The organism is Sphingomonas citri (assembly GCF_019429485.1).
Taxonomy (GTDB): Bacteria; Pseudomonadota; Alphaproteobacteria; order Sphingomonadales; family Sphingomonadaceae; genus Sphingomonas; species Sphingomonas citri.
Genome location: NZ_JAHXZN010000001.1, coordinates 1,017,429 through 1,034,202 on the forward strand (window position 1 = coordinate 1,017,429; position 16,774 = coordinate 1,034,202).

Genomic DNA, 16,774 nt, shown 5'->3' on the forward strand with positions numbered 1-16,774 from the left:
CGCGGATCAGCGTGTTAGGAAGAGGGGTCGGGCATCTGCCCGGCCCCTTTTTTGATTTTGCACGGAGCGGCAGATGACGGTGGAGGAGGCTGAGCGGCTCGCGGCTTCTGGGCAGGCCGTCGCCGCGGCCGAGGTGCTGGCGGAGGCCGCCCGCGGCGGCGACGCGGACGCGGCGATGCTGCTCGCGGTCTGGTTGCTGCGCGGCGCGCCGCTGCGACGCGATCTCACAGCCGCGCGCGTCTGGCTGCGCCGCGCGGTAGAGATCGGACATGTCGACGCCGCGCTGACCGAGGTCGCCCTTACCGCCAACGGCAGCGGCGCGAGCGCCGACTGGCCGTCAGCGCTCGCTTTTTTGCGAACGGCCGCCGCGCACGACCCCGTCGCCGCCGCGCAGCTCGCGCTGGTGAACGCGATGGCGCTCGACCGCTCCGGGCTGCCGACCCGCCTGCCCGCCCCGGAATCGTTGAGTGCGGCGCCGCGGATCGTCCGCTTTCCCGCGCTGCTCACGCCCGCCGAGTGCGCGCATCTCGCCGGCGTCGGCGCGGCGCTGCTCGAGCCGGCACGCGTGATCGATCCGCGGACGGGGGCCTGGGTGGCGCATCCGATCCGCACGTCGGACGGCGGGTCGATCGGGCCGACGCGCGAGGATCTCGTCGTCCGCGCGATCAACGTGCGGGTCGCGGCGATCAGCGACACGAGCGTCGCCCAGGGCGAACCGCTGACCGTGCTGCGCTACCGGCCGGGCCAGGAATATCGCCCGCATCTCGACACGATCCAGGGCGCGACCAACCAGCGGATCGTCACCGTGTTGCTCTACCTCAACCAGGGATTCGCCGGCGGCGGGACGCACTTCCCCGAGGTGGACCTCACGGTCACACCGCGCGGCGGTGACGCCTTGTTGTTCGCCAACACGCGCGCCGACGGACGATCAGACCCGACGTCACGACATGCCGGGCTCCCGGTAATTCAAGGTGCGAAATGGCTGGCGACGCGGTGGATCCGCGCCTCGCCCGTGGATCCGTGGACGCTCGCCTGAGGGGGCCGGGCGCGCTGCCGCCGCCCGGCCCTGCGATGCTCAGCCGAGATAGCCGAACCAGTCGCCGGTGAAGCTGAGCTGACCCGGCTGGATGCCTTTCAGCAGGATCGTGTTGCCGTCACCGAGGTCGATCAGCGTGTCGCTGCCGACGTCCGTCACGATCGGCGCGCCATCGAGCGTATAGGCGGCGAGATCGATCGTGTCGCCGCGGCCGAAGTCGCGGATCGTGTCCTTGCCGAAGCCGTCGGCGAAGACGAAGCGGTCGCTGCCGCTACCGCCGGTGAGGATGTCGTCGCCGGCACCGCCGATCAGCGTGTCGTTGCCTGCCTCCCCGCTGAGCGCGTTCGCACCGGCGCTACCGCGGATGACGTTGTTCAGCGCGTTGCCGGTGCCGCTATAGGCGCTGCCGCTGAGCGTCAGGTTCTCGACGTTGGCGGCGAGGCGATAGTCTACAGAGGCGAGCACGGTGTCGATGCCCTCAGCACCGAGTTCGATCACCTGGTCGCCGCGGCTGTCGACGACATAGGTGTCATTGCCTGCCTCGCCGCGTAGCACGTCGTCACCCTTGCCGCCGTCGAGCCGGTCGGCGCCGGCGCCGCCGAACAGCGTGTCGTTGCCGCTGCCGCCGTAGAGCCGATCGTTGCCCTCCCAGCCGCGCAGCAGGTCGTTCCCGTCGAGGCCGTAGAGCGAGTCGTCGCCGCCGGTGCCGTACAGGTCGTTGTCGAGCCCATTGCCGGTGCCCGATCGCGCGGCGCCGGTGAGGTACAGCTTCTCGACGTGCGCGCCGAGCGTATAGTCGATCGCGGCATAGACGGTGTCGGTGCCCTGGTTCGGGTCCTCGATGACGACGTCGCCCCGGTTGTCGACGATATAGGTGTCGTTGCCCTGCTCGCCGCGCAGGACGTCGGCGCCGGTGCCGCCGTCGAGACGATCGTCGCCCCACCCGCCGAACAGCACGTCGCTGCCCGCGTCGCCGAACAGGCTGTCGTTGCCGCGCATGCCGTGCAGCTCGTTCGCCAGGCCGTTGCCGAGCAGCGTATCATTGCCGTCGCCGCTGACCGCGTTCTCGATCTGCGTGCCGGTGCCGATGGTGAAGGCCCTGGTGCCGCCGAAGCTCGTCACGCCGCCCTGTTTGAGCGAGATCGTCACGTCGCTGGCGATCGCGGCGGCGTTGATCCAATCGGTGCCGCCGTCGCTGTCGATCAACGTCCGGCGACCGCCCTCGCCCGCGATCGCGGCCATGGTGAAAAACTCGTTGGTGTAGGTGTAGACGTCACCGGTGCCGGGCGCGGCGCCGTACAGGTCGAGCTTGAGCGTGTTCACCGTGGTGCGATTGGCGTCATAGGCGCCGAACACGCCCGCGGTCTGCTCGAACTGGAAGGTCCAGGTACCCAGCGTGTCGACCCCGCGGAAGCCGCTGAGCCCGAAGGTGAAGGTCTGCGACGTGCCGGTGACCGTGGTGGCGTTGGTGTCGCTCAGGTCGATATAGCCCTCGGTGCCGTCGGGCGCGATCAGCTTGATCTTGAGCCCCACCGCGCTGGTGTTGAGCAGCGAGGTGCCGTCGCCGAGCTGCGTGGCGAAGTTGAGCGTGAGGTCGAGGTGCTCGACGTCGACGTCCTGAGTCACGCGGAACTGAAAGCTGGTCGGCGTGCCGACGAAATCATGAAATTGCGTGAGCGCTGTGTCGGCCTTGGTGGCGACCGAGGTCTTGCCGACGCGGATCGTGCCGGTGGTGGCGCTCACCTCATTGTCGCTGGTCTTGGCCGCGCCGAACAGCGACCACACCTCGGCGAGCCGCACCGCGTTATAGGCATCGACCGCGCCGTAGCCGTAATCGTTGCTGTAGTGCATCGCCCCGCCGTTCCAGCCGGCATCGTCGCCGTTAAGCTGGAACTGGCGATTGTTGAGCACATAGGTCAGCCCGCTGATCGTCGAGGTCGCCGCGGTCTGGCCGGTGTCGAAGGCGACCGGCAGCTTGGCCGAGGCGGCCAGGATGTCCTTGACATCGCGCCAGCCGAGCTCGCTGTTGGCGTCGAGGATCAGGCTGACGACACCGCTCACCACCGGGGTGGCGCCCGAGGTGCCGCCGAAGGAATCGGTATAGTCCTCGGCACCGCCCGGCTTGGCGATGGTGTTATAGCCGTCGCGGCCGAGCAGGTCGGTGGTCACCTGGCCGGTGCCGCCGAGCTCGGCGTAATCGTTCGACGGCGCCGACACGAGCAGGTGCGCCCCGCTGTCGACGTACTGCGACGAGCTGCCGTCGACCTCGCGATACGAACCGACGGTGACGATGTGGCGGTCGCTCTTCCAGCTGTCGGCCTGACCGTCGATCACATCGTTGCCCGCCGCCGCGACATGGACCGTACCCAGCCCACCGCGCCCCTCGGCCGAGCCGTAGCCGAGCGCGGTGACCATGCCGTTGGCGAAGGAGCCCGCGGTGGTCCGGGCCGCGGCGGTCGTGACATAGTCGAGCCCGCCCCAGCTGTGATTGGTGACGTCGTACCGGGCCGACTGTTTCACCGCCTCGAAGAATTTCGTGAGGTCGACGCCGTTGACGAAGATCCCCTCTTTCGAGTCATCCTCCGAATAGGGGTCGAAGATGTTCACGCCGGTGACGTGGGCGCCGTAGGCGACGCCCACACCGCCGGCGCCGTTGCGCTCGGCCGCGATCAGCCCCGCGACCGACGTGCCATGCGGGCCCGAGGCGGGGCGATAGTCGCCGTCATAGACCTTGCCGTCGACCACCACCTGCTTGGAGGCGTCGTAGTTCCCGTCCAGATCCCAATGCGCGTACTGCACCCCGGAATCGTAGACGCCGACGGTCACGTCCTTGCCGGTGTAATCCTTCCACACCGTCTGCAGGTCGCCGAGACGCTGGAGATGCCACTGGTCTTTCGCGAACGGATCGGCGACGTCGATCGCGTAGAGCTTGAAGGCGGTGGTGACGGCCTTGCCCGTCGAGAGATCAAAGGCGGGGATCGGCCCGGCGGCCGTAGCCGCGACGGTTGGAGCGATGTGCGGCTGAGCGCTCAGCGCGGCGGCGTCGAGCGGACCCGTCGTCGCGCGCTGCCCGACGGCAGCGGCACGCGCGTGCGCGAGCGCGGCCATGTCGCCGGGGCCGTAGGTACCCTGGTCGATCCGCTGCCCGGCGGTCCGCGACGCGGTGTTGAGCTTCGATGCCATGCCTGTCTCACTCCCGGTGAAGGTCGGCCGGCCGGGGATGCACGAGCGCGCGGCGGTGGTGCCGCCGTTGTCGTCGCCGCCGCTCCCTGATCGGTCGGACGCACATTGTTGCTCGAGCGAGGTCGAGGTTAACTGTGGCGAGAGAGGCTGACAAGGCGAAGAATTACAGCGCCGCAATAAAGCACAGGCGGCTCAAACTTGTCCTTTAGTTCTTCAATGAGCGGCGCAGCGCAATGATCGTGCTCATACGACGGTAACCCGCTCGGTGAGGCAGACCAACGATCGCTCAGCCGCAGGTGATCTCGATCACCTGTCCCGCCGAGTCGAGGATCACGTTGAGCCGGTCCTCGCGCAGATCCATCGTCCGTGGCTGACCGACGCGGAGCAGCCGCACCTCACGATGACGATCGCTCAGCAGCGGCGCCCGCATCTCCTCGGACCATTTCTTGCCGACGAGGTCGGCGCCGCCACAGCTCGTCGCCGGTGCAGCTCCCGCGAGCCGGCGGTGCGCGCCCGGCGGCGCCAGTCGCGAGCGGCCCTGCGCCTGCTGATCGGGCCCATCGGTCATCAGCGGCGCTCCGAGGATGAGGAGAGTGAACATGGCTTCCCTCGTGTCAGACGGTGATCCACTATACGCGGGTAAACGACCTGTCGTGAAGCCGCCGCTGGCCCACCGATCCGGGTAGCTGTGTTTCTCCAAGCCTTTTCGCGGGATGACAGCCGCTTTCGACTATGTCACAGGCCCCGCATGATCGACGTCACTCGCGAACTCGTCGCTTATGCGATCATCGGCGCGGTCCTGCTGATCGCCGTGCCGACGGCGCTGGTCGTGTTGCGCCGGCGCCATCGTCAGAAGCTGCGCCGGCGCGGCATCAAACGCTACGGTCATTGAGCGCCCGATACCAGAGCGACCGAATCCACCCTCTGGCCCGTCACATCGCCCAGATCATTCAGCCAGCGTGGCGACGCGCGACCATCTCCTCGGATAAGCGCTCCACGGCGCGGCTGCCGGTCGAACGGAACAGCCCTGGTATCAGCGCGTGGATCAGGCACGCCGCGCCCGCGCCGATCATGGTGAGCCCGAAACGCGCGGCGACCTGCGCGTGTGCGGCGTAGCTCTCCCCCACCGCGCGCGGGTGATCGACGAACATCCGGTTGAGCATAACGTGCCTCCTGCCTTCGCGAGAGAGCATAGCCACGTTCAAAGGTGAGAACGTGTCTCTTGCGCCTACTATCTAGGGGTAGATACCAGCATACCGTGCTATGATCGGCCTATGACGGAGAATATCATTCTCGATGCCACCGATCGACGCTTGCTCGCGCTGCTCCAGGAGGATGCGACGATCTCGATCGCCGATCTCGCCGAGCGGGTGAGCCTCTCACCCACGCCGTGCTGGAAGCGAGTGAAGCGGCTCGAGCGAGTCGGGCTGATCCGCTCACGAGTGGCACTGCTCGATCGTGGCGCGCTCGGGCTCGACGTCACCGTCTTCGTCGCCGTGCGCACGACGCAGCACAGCGACGAGTGGCTGCAGACCTTCGCCGAGGGCGTGGCGCGGATCCCCGAGGTGGTGGAATTCTACCGGATGAGCGGCGAGGTCGATTACCTGCTGAAGGTCGTCGCGCGCGACATCGCCGACTATGACCGGATCTATCGCAAGCTGATCAAGGTCGCGCCGCTGCACGACGTCAGCTCCTCGTTCGCGATGCAGGAGATCAAGTCGACGACCGCGCTGCCGCTTTAACCGTCACCCTTTGCTACCGCCCCGCCGCCATCTCCGCGCCGCGCCGCGCCACCGCGCACAGCGTCTCCTCGACCAGCGCCGTCAGAGCGCGATCGCGGTCGAGCACGTCGAGCCCGGCGCGGGTCATGCCACCGGGGCTCGCCACCGCGTCGGCCAGCTCGGCCGGGCTACGCTCGCTGGCCGAGGCCATCGCCGCCGCGCCGTCGACGGTCGCCAGCGCCACCGCTTCGGCCTCCTTGCGCGACAGGCCGGTCGCGACGCCGCCCGCGGTCAGCGCGTCGATGAAGCGGAAGAGGAAGGCGGGTCCGGTACCCGACAGCGCGCCCGCGGCGGCGAAGCGCGCCGCGTCGTCGAACCATTCGACCAGGCCCAGCGGCGCGAGCAGCCGGTCCGCCACGGCGCGCGCCGCCGCCGGCGTGTCGGGCGCGTGCACCGCGACGACGCCGCGGCCGAGCTCGACCGGCAAATTGGGCATGGTCTGTATCGGCACCGGGCCGGGGAAGGCCGCCGCCAACCGTGCCGGATCGGCGCCGGCCAGCATCGAGACGAGCAGCGGCGCGGCGGCGACGCGCGCGCGATGCACCGCCGCCACGGCGTCGAGCTGCTGCGGCTTGATGCCGAGGATCACCGCGTCGGGCGGCGGCGCGTCGGGCAGCTCACGCGCCTGGCGCACGCCGACGGGCAGCACGCGATGCTGGCGGTTGACGACGTCGACGTCCTCGGCCGCGACCACGCCGCTCGCCAGCCAGCGCCGCAGCATCGCCGAGGCCATGTTGCCGCAGCCGATCATCCACAGCCGCATCGCGCGTCAGGCCTCGCCCGCCGTCTCGACCATCGCCGCCGCGATCGCCTCGGACGGCGACTTGCCGCCCCACAGCACGAACTGGAACACCGGGTAGAAGCGCTCGCACTCGTCGATCGCGGATTCCACCAGCAGCTCGGCGGTGCTCAGCGCCATGGTGGCCTCGCCGTCCTCGGCCTCGATCGCGGTGGCGTTGCGGTAGAGCAGGATGCCGCTGCTCGACCAGATCTCGAAATGCCCCATCCACAGCTGCTCGTTGACGAGCGCGAGCACCTCATAGACCGGCGCGCGCCGGCCCTCCGCCACCTTGACGTCAGGGAAAGCGAGCAGCTGGAGGACACCGTCCTCCTCGCGCCACAGCGCGCGCAGCTCGTACTCGGTCCAGCTGCCCTTGATCGACGCGGTGATCTCGTCCTCGCCGCGCTCGCACGGCCAGCCATGCGCGAGAAAATAGGCCTCGAGCATGTCGAGCGGCGCCTCGCCCGCATTGTCGTCGTCGGCCTCGTCGAGCATCAGTAACTTATCGCTTGGCACGCGGCCCCCTTCTCTGGCGCGGCGCGATCAGACGCCGGACTTGGCGGCCAGCGCCCCCTCGAGCGTCTCGATCCGTGCGCGCAGCGCCTCATTCTCGTCGCGCGCCGCGGCCGCCATCGCCTTGACCACCTCGAACTCGTCGCGCGCGACGAAATCAAGGCCACCGATCCACTCGCGCGCGCGGGCGCGCGCATTGGCTTCGGCCTCGCGCCCGACTCCTGCGAGCGTGCCCGCCGCACCGTTGAAGAGCTTGGCCAGATCGCCGAACAGATGGTTCTCGGACTGCATAAGATCAATTTCCTGTAGAGGCGCTTAACCGACCATCTGGGACGCCGCGGCCGGCGACACAAGCCGTTCCGCGTCGGGGTTGAGCTGATCGATACGCCAGTTGAGCGTGCCGGCGAAACCCAGCCACATCATATACGGGACGAGCAGCCACGCGGCGCGACGGCGCACCTGCGCGAAGACGAAGGTGGTGAGGATCGTCAGCCCTAAGATCGCGACGATCAGCAGGAACGCCGCCGAGACCTGATGCGCGCCGAAGAAGAGTGGCGTCCACAGCAGGTTGCCGATAAGCTGCGCGGCGAACAGCGCGACCGCGAGCCAGCGCAGTCGCGCCCCACGCGCGCTCAGCACCAGCGCGAGCGCGACGCCCATCATCACGTACAGCAGCGACCAAGCGACCGGGAAAAGCCAGCCCGGCGGGGTCAGCTCGGGCTTGGCCAGCGCGCGATACCAGCCGTTAGCGTCGCCCGACGGCACCGTCCGCCCCGACAGGAAGCCCAGCAGCAGCACGCCGGGCACCGCCACCGCCGCCCAGCGCAGGAACGACATCCGCAACTGCTCCTTGGAAGCGACACCCCCCACCTTCGTCTCCCGATCGGTCCGTCCCGGTACTGCTGCCGGAACGCCTCGGTCAGGTAAATGGTACTTTTCCCAATTTTACGCGCGCGTCGCGCCGACGAGGAACTCCACGTTGCCCTCGGGCCCGGTGATCGGGCTCTCGACCACCCCCTGGACCTGCCAGCCGCCCTGCTCAAGCCACGCCACCACCTCGGCGCAGACTCGCGCGTGAACGACGGGGTCGCGCACCACCCCGCCCTTGCCCACCTCGAGGCGCCCGGCCTCGAACTGCGGCTTGATCAGCGCCAGCACGCGACCGCCTGGGCCGACGAAGCCGAGCGGCACCTCGAGCACCTTGGCCAGGCCGATGAAGCTCGCGTCGCACACCACCAGGTCGACCGGCTCGGGCACGTGCGCGGCCGTGAGCAGCCGCGCGCTGGTCTGCTCGTGGACGGCGACGCGCGGATCCTGCCGCAGCTTCCAGGCGAGTTGGTTGGTACCGCTGTCGACCGCATAGACACGCGCCGCGCCGCGACTGAGCAGCACGTCGGTGAAGCCGCCGGTCGAGCTGCCGACGTCGATCGCCACCGCGCCGGTCACGTCCCAACCGAAGTGATCGAGCCCGTGCGCCAGCTTGATCCCGCCGCGCGACACCCAGGGATGATCCCGCCCGCGCACCTCCAGCGCGACGTCGTCCGCGAGCGCCTGCCCCGGCTTGTCGACCTTGCGCTCACCGGCGAACACCAGCCCCGCCATCACCAGCGCCTGCGCGCGCGTGCGCGACTCGGCGAGGCCGCGATCGACGAGCATTTGGTCCACGCGCTGCTTGGGCATGACGCCCTATCGCGCCGCAACGGCGGCGCCGCAACCGCTCGTCGCTCGCGCGCCTCCGCTCGCGTCAAATGCTGCGGCGCAGGATTGCCGATCGATTTAGTGGGTAATAACTAAAGAGCAGAGGCCGCGGCCGTGCCGACCCCTAGACCGATCGCCGCGGCCTCACCAACTGGAGGTATGTCATGGGACATTCCGCGTTCGATCTGTCGGTGCAGCCGACCGTTCTAACCGTCCCGGGGCTGGGCGGATCCGGGCCGTCGCACTGGCAGACATTGTGGGAGAAAGGCCGTCCCGACACTGCCCGGATCGAGCTGGGCATGTGGGACCGGCCGCATCGCAACGCCTGGGTCACCAAGATCGACCAGGCCGTGGCGAGCGCGCGCGCGCCGGTGATCCTGGTCGCGCACAGTCTCGGCTGCGTCGCGGTGGCATGGTGGGCCTCGCTTAGCCCGCAACCCTATGGCTGGCCAGTCGCGGGGGCGCTGCTGGTCGCTCCCGCCGACGTCGACCGCGCCGGCGTCGCGCCCGAGCTCGCCCCCTTCGCGCCGGCACCGAAACAGCCGCTGCCCTTCCCCTCGATCGTGGTCGCGTCGAGCGACGATCCCTGGGTCACGCTGGAGCGCGCGCACAGCCTCGCGGTCGACTGGGGCAGCCACTTCATCGATTACGGCGCCTGCGGTCACATCAACGCCGCGAGCGGGCTGGGGCGCTGGCCCGAGGGGCTCGAGCTGCTCGACCGCGTGATCGCCGCCGCGGGCGGCCCGCACGGCGAGGCGCGCACCCCCGGCGACGCGCGCGCGATCCTGGCGCGCCCGCGCGAACAGCAAGCCGGGCTACGAGTGTGAGGAGCGCAGCGTGATCGCGCGCCGGCGGTCTGCTCAACGCTGAACCGCCGCATATCGCCCGATCATCGGCGAACGATCGGCCCGATATCGGCTTCACCGCCGCGACCGAGCGGCGGCGATCGACGAGTCTTCGACACTGCGACGATCCCCGTCGCGTCGGAGACTCATCATGCGTTCGCTCATGCTGCCCGCCCTCGTCGCCTCCATGCCGCTCGCCTCACCCGCTACCGCGCAGAGTTGGCGCGTGGGCGACGGCAGCTATCACATCGTCGCGCGCGACCTCGATCAGCGGACGGGCGCCGGCCGCGCCGCTATGCTCGCCCGGATGGAGCGCGCCGCCGCGCGGCTGTGCGAGCATGAGCCGCTTGCCTTGGACCGCCGCGCCTGCGTCGCCGCTACCGTCGCCGACGCGGCGCGGCGCTCGTCGCCGCTGCCAATCGCGATCGCCGAGCGCGACGCCACCGCGCTGGCGGCGCGATAGGCTGGCGGCCGTTCAAGCGCCGCATTCAGAGCGGAGGCTCCTCGGGCCATTCCTCAATTGCGGGGGGCATCCTGAATTTGTCCGAGGATGCCCCTGTACGGGGGACCGCTCAACCTAGCGAAATCGCGCGATCGTCCGGCCGGGTGCCGGTCTCGCGCCAGTAACGAGTCAATCCCATCGCTCGGGCCAGCGTCTCGAAGCGCGAGTCGCGCCGCAACGCCGCACACGGCGGCGCGAACAGGAACCAGCTCACGCGCTGATCCGGCGCCGTATAGGTGCCTTGCCGACGCGAGAAGCGCAGCGTGTCCACTGCGAAGCCGCGGCGCAGGAAATAGCCCTCGGCGATCGCGAAGGCCTGGTCGAGCCGCCCCGCCGCGCTGAGGAACTGGATCGCGTTCTCGGCATGCCCGCTGCCGCGATGCGCCGCCTCGACATAGGCACCGGCGGTCGCCTCGACGTGGCGCGGGTCGCGCGTCGCCAGCGCCCGCGCCATCCCCGCGGTCAGCGTGAAGCTCGCGTCGTCGACGTTGCTCGGGCGGTGATCCGAGTCCTCGATCATGCGCAGCGCCTCCGCGCCGCGGCCGGTATAGGCGAGCAGGAAGGCGCGCGTGAACCAAACGGCGTAATGGAGCGGATAGAGCGCAAAGGCCTCCTCCATCGCGCGGTCGGCCTCCTCCAGCCGGTCGATGCTCCACAGCGAGACGACGCGCTGGTACATCGCGATCGGCGACGGGCCGCCGACCGTGAGCGCGCGAGTGAAATGGTTGGTCGACTCGCGCATCCGACCGACCATCTGGAGCATGCGGCCGAGCGCGTCGGCGATCACGTCGTCGTCGGGATGCTCGCGCGCGGCGCGCGCGGTGACCTGCTCCTGCGCACGCCAGTTGCCGAGCAGCGGCGCGCGCCGCATCCGCGCCAGCGCTGCATAAGCGTTTCCAGGATCGATCGTTTCGGCGCGGCGCTCGGCGGCGAGCGCCCGCTCGGCGAAGGCGGCGCGGTCCGCCGCGGTCGCGATCCGCGCTGCCACCGCGCAGCACAGCGCGAGCTGGCCCCAGGCGTCGGCGTCGTCGGGCGCGAGCAGCACGGCGCGACGGAACAGTCCGATCGCCTGCCAAAGTCCCTGGCGATCGGCCTGACGCTGCGAGTCGCGTGCCTGGGCGACGAGCGCAACGACCTCGGGCGTGCGCGGCGCGACGCGGTCACGGTGCCGCCACCACGCGCCGCCGATGACGGTAGCGCCCGCGACGCCTAGCCCGGCGATCAGCACACGACGTGGCACATTGGGGACAGCGGCGCGCCCGGCCCCCTCGGCCAAGGCTACCGCCTCGTCCGCGGCGACGGAAGGGGGAGCGGGTGGAGCGCTCGTCTCTGCGACGATCAGGCGGTAGCCGACGCGCGCGATCGTCTCGACCCGGAAACGGCCCGTGCCGATCCCTTCGCTGAGGCGACGCAGACGCCCGACGACGCGATTGATCGCGTCGTCGCCGACGATGCGCCCGTCCCAGCATTGCGCCACCAGCTCGTCGCGCGACACCACCGCGCCGTCCGCTCGGGCCAGCGCGACCAGGACCTGCATGACGCGAGGCTCGACTAGTTCCTCCTGTTCGCCCAGCGCGACGAGGCGGAGCGAGGGCCGTATTGTAAGGCCGGCCAGGTCGATATCGGCGGTGCGCGCGAGCTCGATCATGGTGCCGACAGCATAGCGGAGAAGCGGCGAGCACGCCACTCGTTCACTGGCGTCATCCCGAACTCGTTCGGCATCCACCGTTTCGCGGACCTAGAGGTCGACGCGCTCGCGGGACCGTGGATCCTGGAAGGATTTCGGCATGACGCCGGTGTGCGAGGCGATGTTGTGCGATAGGCGCGCCGTACCATCGTGGACGCAAGCGCTCGCGTCTCGCGCTTGTCTCCCCGCGCCCCCCCATCGTCGCCCTCTCCCGCCTCACTCGCGCGGCACACGGCCTCCCGCCGTGGTCGTCGCCGCCGCGAGCAATGCGATACCGAGTGCCGCGCCCGTCGCACGCCACAACGCGGCGTTGTCGGGCGCGGCATAGTCGGCCGTGCCGAGGAAGGCGCCGGCGATCAGCCCCGACCACAGCAGCAGGTACGGCAGCCAGTCCCAGCGCGCGCCCTCGCCCATCAGCGCGCCCGCGAGATGCTGGCCGAGCTTGACCAAGGCGCCGGTCATGTAGGTCACCCCGACGCTGACCTCGCCGTCGCGCTGGAAGACGGTGTTGAGCCCCCCCATCGCCAGCGCCAGCAGCACCGTGCCGAGCCCGCCGAGCGGGCCGAACTCGGGCAGCGCCGCCGCCACGGCGAGCGGCACCGCGGCGAGCACGATCACGCCCGGTCGGCGCCAGCGCCCCAGCGCCGCGCCCGCGGTGGCGCCGACGACCACGCCCGCGACGAAGGCGAGGATCAGCGACGCCGCGGTGAGCGCCAGCGGCGAGCCGCCCGCCAGCGCCACCGCCAGCCGCGTCGAGTTGCCGCTCATGAAGGAGACGAACAGGCCGTTGAGCCGCAGAAAGCCGATCGCGTCGACATAGCCGGCCAGGGCCGCCAGCGCGATCGCCAGCCACCATTCGCGTCGTGGATGCCGGGTCACGCGTCGATAGCCTCCTCGTCGAGGCGGGCCGCATTCTCCTGGATGAAGGCGAAGCGGTGCGCGGGATTGGTCCCCATCAGCCGGTCGACCAGGTCCTTCACGCCGGCGCGCTCCTCATATTCCTGCGGCAGCGTGATGCGGATCATGCTGCGTTTGGCCGGGTCCATCGTCGTCTCGCGCAACTGGCTCGGGTTCATCTCGCCCAGACCCTTGAAGCGCGCCACCTCCACCTTCTTGCCGCGGAAGACGGTGCGCTCCAGCTCGGCGCGGTGGGCGTCATCTCGCGCGTAGAGCGACTTGGCGCCGACGGTCAGGCGGTACAGCGGCGGCTGCGCGAGGTGCAGATGCCCCTGCCGCACCAGCTCGGGCATTTCCTGGAAAAAGAAGGTCATCAGCAGCGTCGCGATATGGGCGCCGTCGACGTCGGCATCGGTCATGATGACGATCTTCTCGTAGCGCAGCTGCTCGGGGCGGCAGTCCTTGCGCGTGCCGCAGCCGAGCGCCTGGATCAGGTCGGCGATCTCCTGGTTGGCCAGGATCTTGGCCGAAGTGGCCGAGGCGACGTTGAGGATCTTGCCGCGGATCGGCAGGATCGCCTGGGTCTTGCGGTCGCGCGCCTGCTTGGCCGAGCCACCCGCCGAGTCACCCTCGACGATGAACAGCTCGGTACCCTCCGAACTGTCGGAGGCGCAGTCGGTGAGCTTGCCCGGCAGCCGGATCCTGCGCGCCGAGGTGGCGGTCTTGCGCTTGACGTCGCGTTCGGCCTTGCGCCGCAGCCGCTCGTCCATCCGCTCCAGCACATAGCCGAGCAGCGCCTTGCCGCGCTCCATGTTGTGCCCGAGCCAATGGTCGAAATGGTCGCGCATCGCCTTCTCGACCAGCCCCGCCGCCTCGGGCGAGGTGAGCCGGTCCTTGGTCTGCGACTGGAACTGCGGCTCGCGGATGAAGACGCTGAGCATCAGCTCGCTGCCGACCATCACGTCGTCCGCGGTGAGGTCCTTGGCGCGCTTGTTGCCGACGAGGTCGCCGAACTGGCGCAGCCCGCGCACCAGCGCCTGTCGCAGCCCCTGCTCGTGCGTCCCGCCGTCCGGCGTGGGTATAGTGTTGCAATACCAGCTGTAGCTGCCCTCGCTCCACAGCGGCCAGGCAACCGCCCACTCGACCTTGCCCTGATGGTCGGGGAAGTCCTGCTGGCCGGCGAAGAAGTCGGCGGTCGCGCATTCGCGCCCGGCGATCTGCTCGCGCAGATGGTCCGACAAGCCGCCGGGGAACTGGAACACCGCCTCCTGGGGAGTATCGTCGCCGATCAGCTCGGGCGCGCAATGCCAGCGGATCTCGACGCCGGCGAACAGATACGCCTTGGAGCGTGCCAGCTTGTAGAGCCGCGCCGGCTTGAACAGCAGCTCGGGGCCGAAGATCTCGGTGTCGGGCGTGAAGGCCACCGAGGTGCCGCGGCGATTGGGAGCCGCGCCGACCGTCTCGAGCGGGCCGAGCGTCTGCCCCTTGCTGAAGCGCTGGCGGTAGAGCTGGCGGTCGCGTGCGACCTCGACCACGGTGTCGCTCGACAGCGCGTTCACCACCGAGACGCCCACGCCGTGGAGGCCGCCCGAAGTGGCATAGGCCTTGCCCGCGAATTTACCGCCCGAATGCAGCATCGAGAGGATCACCTCGAGCGCCGACTTGTCCGGGAACTTCGGATGAGGGTCGACCGGCATGCCGCGGCCGTTGTCGACGATGGTCAGGCGGTTGCCCGGTTCCAGCGTGATCTCGATGCGCGTGGCGTGTCCCGCCACGGCCTCGTCCATCGCATTGTCGAGCACCTCGGCGGCGAGGTGATGCATCGCGCGCTCGTCGGTGCCGCCGACGTACATGCCGGGCCGGCGGCGCACCGGCTCCAGTCCCTCGAGCACCTCGATCGACGAGGCGTCATAAGCGGGGGTGCCAGCGGGCGGGGAAGCGAACAGATCGGCCATGACCGTCATATAACGATCCGCGCCGTCCGACCCAAGCGCGGCAAGGTCGGTTGCCGCGGCAATGATTCTTCACGCAACATAACCTGGATGGGGCTCGTTCGCGGATCGTTCGATCAGGGAGTGACCTACATGAGAGCGTATTTGACCGCCGCCGCGATCGCGGCGTCGCTGACGGCTGTCCCCGCGATGGCGCAGGACGGTGGCGACCCGTCGGTCAGCAGCGGCTTCTCCGGCATCTACGTCGGCGCCGCGGGCGGCTATGACGTGCAGCCCAACGACGGCGGCGCGCGCCTGGAGTTCGACCGCAACCTCGACGGCCGCTTCGGTGACACGGTGCTGACCGGCACGGGCGCGAACGCTTTCTCGCCGGGCTTCTGCGGCGGGCGCGCGCGCGCCGCACAAGGCCCGCGCAACGGTGGACCGGGCTGCGCCAAGGATCGCGACGGCTGGAGCTATTACGGCCGGGTCGGCTTCGACCAGCAGAGCGGGTCGATCGTCTACGGCGTCGTCGGCGAGTTCGGGCGGACTCACATCAACGACAGCACCTCGGGCTTCTCGACCACCCCGGCCAACTACGTGATGTACCGCCAAGTCAACTGGGAGGCCGCGGTGCGCGCGCGCGCCGGCTACACGCCCAACGACTCGACGTTGTTCTACGGCACGTTCGGCCCATCACTGGCGCGAATCGATAGCGAGTTCTCGTCGAGCCAGAGCACCAACAGCTTCACCGCGCGTGGGCGGCAGGACCAGTTCGGCTTCCAGGGCGGCGGCGGCATCGAGCAGCGCTTCGGCGAGCATTTCTCGGTCGGGCTCGAATATGTCTACCACCAGTATCAGGACGACGACTATCGCGTCCGCGCCGCCGGGCCGGCGGGCACGCCCTTCACCAACGCCGGCAACGGCGGCACGGCCGAGGGCACCGACTTCCGCCGCTCGGACGAGAAGTTCCGCTGGCACAGCCTGCGCGCCACCGCGGCGTTCCGCTTCTGAGGTGAGGGGGCGGAGGCAGAGGAGCGCCCGCGCCCCACTCTCTTCGTTCCCCGGCGAAGGCCGGGGCCCAGTCGGGCGGCGCGGGTGAGACACACCACGGGCGCCCCAACTGGGCCGCCGCCTTCGCCGGGGTACAACAGCTTTATGTGACGGCGCTCACCCTAAACGCATGCGGGGGCCGCCGAACGGCAACGGCGGCGCGCGACGATCGCGGCGCGGCAGCTGCGCCTGGTAGGCATGGCCGCAATGCTCGACGCAGTAGGGGAAGCCCGGGTTCACCTTGTCGCCGCAGAAGTGGAAATCGGGCTCGCCGGGGTGGCCGAGCGGCCACTTGCAGATCTTGTCGTTGAGGTCGAGCAGCGAGGTCTTGTTGGCAAACTCGGGCGCGGTGCGCGCGGGCACCAGCCGACGCGGCGGGGCGGGCGCGATCGGCGGCTGCTGCTCACCGGGCGCCTGACGCACGAAGCCGCCCGGACCGACCGAGCGCAGCACCGGCTCGCGCTTGACCGGCGGCGCGCTGGGCGCCTCCTCGGCCTCATCGTCGACCTCGCTGGCCGCCGGCGCTGCTTCCGGAGTCGAGTCGGTCGCGAAGGGCGGCGGCGCGGGCCGCGCGGCGGGCGCGGGCGCCGCGGTGCGGACCGGGGCGGGACTCGGCTTCGGCGCGGGCGCGGCAGCGACAGGGGCGGCGGCCGGCGCCGACTCGGCGGCACGCGCCTCTTCCTTGGTCGTCACCGGCGACGGGCGCGACTGGAGGCCGAGGCGATGCGCCTTGCCGATCACCGCGTTGCGGCTCACGCCGCCGAGCGCCTCGGCGATCTGGCTGGCGGTCTGGCCCGCCTCCCACATCGTCTTCAGCGTATCGATCCGCTCGTCGGTCCAGGACATGCTTGTCTTCCTCTAGCGTTC

General features: G+C 69.9%; 18 protein-coding genes. 6 read left to right on the plus strand and 12 right to left on the minus strand.

Annotated features, from left to right (window positions below):
* Window positions 1-73: 73 nt before the first annotated feature.
* The gene (locus KZ820_RS04760) at window positions 74-1,036 is read left to right on the plus strand and encodes a 2OG-Fe(II) oxygenase (RefSeq protein WP_219747476.1); all 963 of its coding nucleotides are present in this window, start codon (window positions 74-76) and stop codon (window positions 1,034-1,036) included.
* A 39-nt stretch (window positions 1,037-1,075) separates the two neighbouring features.
* Here KZ820_RS04760 and KZ820_RS04765 read toward each other — a convergent pair whose 3' ends face one another.
* Together KZ820_RS04765 and KZ820_RS04770 are read right to left on the minus strand one after the other, a co-directional pair.
* Window positions 1,076-4,219 (minus strand): S8 family serine peptidase, encoded by a 3,144-nt coding sequence (locus KZ820_RS04765; protein ID WP_219747477.1) that lies wholly within the window; start codon window positions 4,217-4,219, stop codon window positions 1,076-1,078.
* A gap of 286 nt (window positions 4,220-4,505) precedes the next feature.
* Window positions 4,506-4,820, minus strand: coding sequence for an I78 family peptidase inhibitor (locus KZ820_RS04770; RefSeq protein WP_219747478.1), 315 nt, complete (start codon window positions 4,818-4,820; stop codon window positions 4,506-4,508).
* 147 nt (window positions 4,821-4,967) lie between these two features.
* On the opposite strand from KZ820_RS04770, the gene KZ820_RS04775 reads away from it, so the two are divergent.
* A complete protein-coding gene (locus tag KZ820_RS04775) occupies window positions 4,968-5,111 on the plus strand; it encodes a hypothetical protein (protein ID WP_219747479.1) in 144 nt (47 codons plus the stop codon).
* A 58-nt stretch (window positions 5,112-5,169) separates the two neighbouring features.
* Here the strand turns inward: KZ820_RS04775 and KZ820_RS04780 are convergent, their stop codons facing one another.
* Window positions 5,170-5,382 (minus strand): DUF6356 family protein, encoded by a 213-nt coding sequence (locus tag KZ820_RS04780; protein WP_219747480.1) that lies wholly within the window; start codon window positions 5,380-5,382, stop codon window positions 5,170-5,172.
* Window positions 5,383-5,493: 111 nt separating this feature from the next.
* Between KZ820_RS04780 and KZ820_RS04785 the strand changes: the two genes are divergently transcribed.
* A complete protein-coding gene (locus KZ820_RS04785) occupies window positions 5,494-5,961 on the plus strand; it encodes an Lrp/AsnC family transcriptional regulator (protein WP_258047733.1) in 468 nt (155 codons plus the stop codon).
* 13 nt (window positions 5,962-5,974) lie between these two features.
* Here KZ820_RS04785 and KZ820_RS04790 read toward each other — a convergent pair whose 3' ends face one another.
* The 5 genes from KZ820_RS04790 to KZ820_RS04810 form a co-directional block, all read right to left on the minus strand.
* Complete coding sequence (locus KZ820_RS04790; RefSeq protein ID WP_219747481.1) at window positions 5,975-6,763, minus strand: pyrroline-5-carboxylate reductase family protein; 789 nt, start codon at window positions 6,761-6,763, stop codon at window positions 5,975-5,977.
* Between the two features lie 6 nt (window positions 6,764-6,769).
* Entirely contained in the window at window positions 6,770-7,276 is a 507-nt protein-coding gene (locus KZ820_RS04795; protein WP_183921079.1) for a type III secretion system chaperone family protein, read from the minus strand.
* 48 nt (window positions 7,277-7,324) lie between these two features.
* The gene (locus KZ820_RS04800) at window positions 7,325-7,585 is read right to left on the minus strand and encodes an accessory factor UbiK family protein (protein ID WP_219747482.1); all 261 of its coding nucleotides are present in this window, start codon (window positions 7,583-7,585) and stop codon (window positions 7,325-7,327) included.
* A 24-nt stretch (window positions 7,586-7,609) separates the two neighbouring features.
* Window positions 7,610-8,131: a TspO/MBR family protein gene (locus KZ820_RS04805; protein WP_219747483.1), complete on the minus strand. Its 522-nt coding sequence runs from the start codon at window positions 8,129-8,131 to the stop codon at window positions 7,610-7,612.
* Window positions 8,132-8,239: 108 nt separating this feature from the next.
* On the minus strand, window positions 8,240-8,974 hold the full coding sequence (locus tag KZ820_RS04810; protein ID WP_219747484.1) for a TlyA family RNA methyltransferase: 735 nt from the start codon (window positions 8,972-8,974) through the stop codon (window positions 8,240-8,242).
* Between the two features lie 182 nt (window positions 8,975-9,156).
* On the opposite strand from KZ820_RS04810, the gene KZ820_RS04815 reads away from it, so the two are divergent.
* Both KZ820_RS04815 and KZ820_RS04820 read left to right on the plus strand, forming a co-directional pair.
* Window positions 9,157-9,819 carry an RBBP9/YdeN family alpha/beta hydrolase gene (locus tag KZ820_RS04815; RefSeq protein ID WP_219747485.1) on the plus strand — a complete coding sequence of 221 codons (663 nt, stop codon included), beginning with the start codon at window positions 9,157-9,159 and terminating at the stop codon, window positions 9,817-9,819.
* A gap of 169 nt (window positions 9,820-9,988) precedes the next feature.
* Window positions 9,989-10,300, plus strand: coding sequence for a UrcA family protein (locus KZ820_RS04820; RefSeq protein WP_219747486.1), 312 nt, complete (start codon window positions 9,989-9,991; stop codon window positions 10,298-10,300).
* A 109-nt stretch (window positions 10,301-10,409) separates the two neighbouring features.
* On the opposite strand, the gene KZ820_RS04825 is transcribed toward KZ820_RS04820, so the two are convergent.
* The 3 genes from KZ820_RS04825 to parE form a co-directional block, all read right to left on the minus strand.
* A complete protein-coding gene (locus KZ820_RS04825; protein WP_219747487.1) occupies window positions 10,410-11,987 on the minus strand; it encodes a winged helix-turn-helix domain-containing protein in 1,578 nt (525 codons plus the stop codon).
* A gap of 255 nt (window positions 11,988-12,242) precedes the next feature.
* A complete protein-coding gene (locus KZ820_RS04830) occupies window positions 12,243-12,905 on the minus strand; it encodes a YoaK family protein (protein WP_219747488.1) in 663 nt (220 codons plus the stop codon).
* On the minus strand, window positions 12,902-14,878 hold the full coding sequence (gene parE, locus KZ820_RS04835; protein WP_373369012.1) for a DNA topoisomerase IV subunit B: 1,977 nt from the start codon (window positions 14,876-14,878) through the stop codon (window positions 12,902-12,904). Before parE ends, KZ820_RS04830 begins: the two co-directional genes overlap by 4 nt.
* A gap of 129 nt (window positions 14,879-15,007) precedes the next feature.
* Here parE and KZ820_RS04840 point away from each other — a divergent pair, with 129 nt between their 5' ends.
* Complete coding sequence (locus tag KZ820_RS04840) at window positions 15,008-15,868, plus strand: outer membrane protein (RefSeq protein ID WP_219747490.1); 861 nt, start codon at window positions 15,008-15,010, stop codon at window positions 15,866-15,868.
* A gap of 156 nt (window positions 15,869-16,024) precedes the next feature.
* On the opposite strand, the gene KZ820_RS04845 is transcribed toward KZ820_RS04840, so the two are convergent.
* Window positions 16,025-16,753, minus strand: coding sequence for a GcrA family cell cycle regulator (locus KZ820_RS04845; protein WP_219747491.1), 729 nt, complete (start codon window positions 16,751-16,753; stop codon window positions 16,025-16,027).
* Window positions 16,754-16,774 lie beyond the last annotated feature (21 nt).